This window comes from Paenibacillus xylanexedens (genome assembly GCF_007680605.1).
GTDB classification, from domain to species: domain Bacteria; phylum Bacillota; class Bacilli; order Paenibacillales; family Paenibacillaceae; genus Paenibacillus; species Paenibacillus xylanexedens_B.
Window position 1 is genome coordinate 1 of record NZ_VEIO01000019.1, and the last position, 3755, is coordinate 3755.

At 40.7% G+C, this 3755-nt stretch carries 1 protein-coding gene and 1 pseudogene; both read right to left on the reverse strand.

Annotated elements, in window-relative coordinates:
- Positions 1–2983 (reverse strand): annotated as a pseudogene (locus FS818_RS28120) (hypothetical protein); the annotation flags it as partial.
- A 266-nt stretch (positions 2984–3249) separates the two neighbouring features.
- On the reverse strand, positions 3250–3755 hold a 506-nt coding region (locus tag FS818_RS28125; RefSeq protein ID WP_145336704.1), incomplete at its 5' end, for an S-layer homology domain-containing protein.

A 3755-nucleotide genomic window follows, 5' to 3' on the forward strand; every position in this document is an offset into this window, starting at 1 on the left:
GTGCAGATGATCCACCGCCACCGTTACCACCTGTGTTGTTGCCCGGGTTAGGTGTGGAACCATTCCCATTACCGCTGCTGTCACCATTGGCTGTAAAGACGATCTTCACAGCACGGCCTGGCAACTCATCACTGATCGCTTTATAACGAACCAGAACCGTTTTGTCTCCACTAAATTCAATTTTCTGCATAGATGCAACATCTAGCCAGTTCTGACCGCCATTGAAGGAAATCTCCATCGTTTCATCCAAACCAATGATACTGTTTTTGATATCGTCAACAGTTACTTTCGGCGCTGTAAAGAAACGATTAAATACATATTGGAACTGATTTGCACTCTCGTACTGGCTTTCCTCTGTTAACATCCATTCTGCAAGTTCCTTTTGACCCTTCGCATCCAGCTCTGCTCTTTTAGACAGATCGAGCGAGCCCTCAAGATTATAGTCCAGCTGGTTCAGATATGCCTTGCTTGCTTGTTGATCCAGCATAGTTGAATTTAGCCACTGATCCATTTTATCTACTGTTTCTGCATTCTCAAAAGAATTAAATGGTGTAGCCAGCAACATCAACACAAAGCGTTCATTGGCAACTTTCCCTGCAGACTCACCTGAAGTCCGTTCATGTGCCAGAAGGCTCATATACTTCAATGCAAAAACGGATTTATCTATATTACTTCGATGCGAATGAAGTTGACCCAGCGTAACGAGCTCTTCTGTCTCTTTATCTTGGAAATACGTTGGACTATCCATTAATTTAGTAGCAAAAGAATCCAACTTTTCTTCCAGAAGGCTTAAATCCTTCTCTTCCCAGATCGATTGAATCTGTATGGCAAGTTCAATCATATATTGAACCTGAGCCTTATTTTCATAATCCTTCTTAATATTTTTGATTAGAAATGAAGCAATATAGTCCTTCACTTCAGAAGTTAATGTTTCGTACTCCTTTGGCAAATGAATCCCCAGTGAAGGATTTTCAATTAATTGACGCATCGTTACAGCATCTTGGTTCAGTCTTGCTTCATTGATTTGAGAAATCGTTACAGGTGTATTTGTGTCGGGATTGAAGAATTTATCGAATTCCATCTGAACTTCACTAAAGCTTTTATAACCATTCATCGGTCTCTTAGATATCATCCATTGTGCAAAGGAGTATCTATCTAATTCCGTGTTCAGCTCGTCTAATTTTTCTAGTTGAAGAAAGAACGGCTCCATCGTCTCATTCGGGTTTGAAGAAGCCTGCTCTTCTGACATCAATTGTAATTCCCGTAACTCATCAAACGTATTTAATAATTCATCAGCGTCAACAGCCTGGTTAATATAAACATCTTCTTTTGCTACTCTTAACAAAGACAACACACGTCTATCCTTCAACTCTTCTTCCGGAGACAGGTACGTCAACTTAAGAAGGTAAGCCGCAGCATATCGATCAATAAATGAGGCATTCTCATAAAACTCTGCCGATAAACTAAAGCGACTGAAATCCTCTGGTGTAAATAATGATGCTCCATTCAGCACCTGATGGTAAAATTCACCCATTCTTGTCATCATGCCCGCTATATTTATTTCGTGATATGCTTTCAAGCCTGTCCAACTCGTGTTCACGATAAATTGTATCTGCTCTTTATTGTATGATCCCGAGCTAGGCATCAGCTTGATTAGTGTTCTAGCCAATGATTGCTTATCATCATCTGTAAGATCTGTAACGATAAAAGGATCTATGAGCAGATCACTATTTTTCAGAACATCTAGGATTTCTTCCAAATTTCTATCTTCTACAGCCTTATTTAGTTTAGACAACGGTGTATTATCCGTGAAAAATCCATCAAAAGCTTTTTGAATATCACTGTATTGGGTATAACCGTTCCCAGGTCTCTTCAACAACATCCAGTCGGACAGTCTTCCCATCGCTCCAGCATCTGATATCATGTCACTCATTTTGCTGAAATCAAGTGGAAATTTACCTATAGGAAATTCTTTATAAGTACCTTTATATTGTTCCGCCTTCTGCTGAACATCATATAGTTTTTCTAAAGCTGCTGCCACCTCGGTAGATGTAGAGGCTTCTGTAAAACGTGGATTATAACTAAGCATCTCCGGAAGCTTCAGCACTGCTTGTACAGGCATGTTATCCTTCGAAATTCGATCCAGGTTCATAATAAAAGCGAACAGATTTTGATCTATATCTGAACCATTAAGGTATTTAAATAGATTATTCTCAATTATCATGTAGTGCGTAGGATCAATTAATGCCCGGACATTATAAAGCTTCTCATAATACTTTGTTAACTGAGATTGTATTTCTGACACTTGATACTCCTGCATAACCATAAGACCTTGATATGCTAGTTCAGCCATATACTTTACTTGGTTTTCACTAAAGAAAGCTCCACCGATCAGGTCCAAATTCCCCATGATTCCGGCAAGCTCTTCCTGCTGCCCTACAGAAAGTGATGTGAATTCTGGAGTCATATCGTTCAGGTTCGGGTTGCCGAGTAATTCCATCACTTTGGTTTGATCGAAGTTAACACCAATCGCGCTGTTAAGTTCAGTACGTGGAGAAATAAATTTAAAAGATTTCATCACATATGCAACTTCTGGACCGGTACTAGGTTGAACCAGAACATTGACGTAATATGTCTCATTCTCATGTAGATTTGAGGCAGTTATAGAGAATATCCCATCTATAGAAGATGAACCGTCAAGCCAGGTTCCAACCCTTTTATTCATAGCATTATTCATTTCCTGCACGTTATTCAAATCTTCCTGAGAAGAGAGAAATACCGCATAGCTCAAACTTTCTGTATTCGTCTCAGCCTCACTCCATGTAATGTTTACCGAGTCTTGACTCAAACTTGTTACGGTTATGTCCCCACCATTACCAGGCGTGGTCATAGGAGACGTTGCGCTGACCTTTCCTGCTGGTGCCAGCCATGGAGCAACCAACACCAAAATGAGCAATATGCTTATTATTTTTCTGTACTGCATACCTTTCTTCCTCCTCAATTTCATTAAATAGATAGGCCTATTGTATTACGCAACTCTGAACGGATTCTGAACAAATATGAAAATTTTGGTTTTAAAATCAGTTTTCATTGAATAAAATGATGATTTTCTTTATTTTTTTCGTCAATATTCAACATTTTCACTGTATGAAACATTATTTAAGACCTATATAAAACAAACATACTTCTTACATACAAAGAAAAAAAGACCACCCAACGGGTGGCCTTCAGCATTATTTCTTGAAAAAATTACTTCTGTGCCGCAGCTTCAATATCTGCATATGCCCAATGAGTTGCAGGCACGTCGCTAAAGGATGGCGTTGCCACTCCCGTCAGCGGTGTGCGTTTGAACAATACGTTCAGCACTTTTACCGCTTCGGCACGGGTCAGTTTGTTGTTTGGTTTGAACGTACCATCACTATATCCAGTCATCAGGCCTGCGGATTGCACATAGGCAATCGCATCTGCTGCCCACAGATCCGCGGCTACATCCGTAAAGGAAGCCGCTACTTCTGGTGCTGTTGGTGAGGTACTCGCAGCGTTCGTTTGTTGTTTCTGCAACCAACGGTACGCGATTTTTGCCATCTGGGCACGCGTAATCGAACCTTCCGGTGCAAACGCTGTGTCACTGAGACCGTTCATGATACCTGCGGCCTGTGCCTTTTGAATTTCACTTGCTGCCCAATGTGTTGCGGCTACATCGGCAAAGGTTTTGCCTGCTACCGTAGCTGTTGCTGTTTCACTAGGCAGGTTAC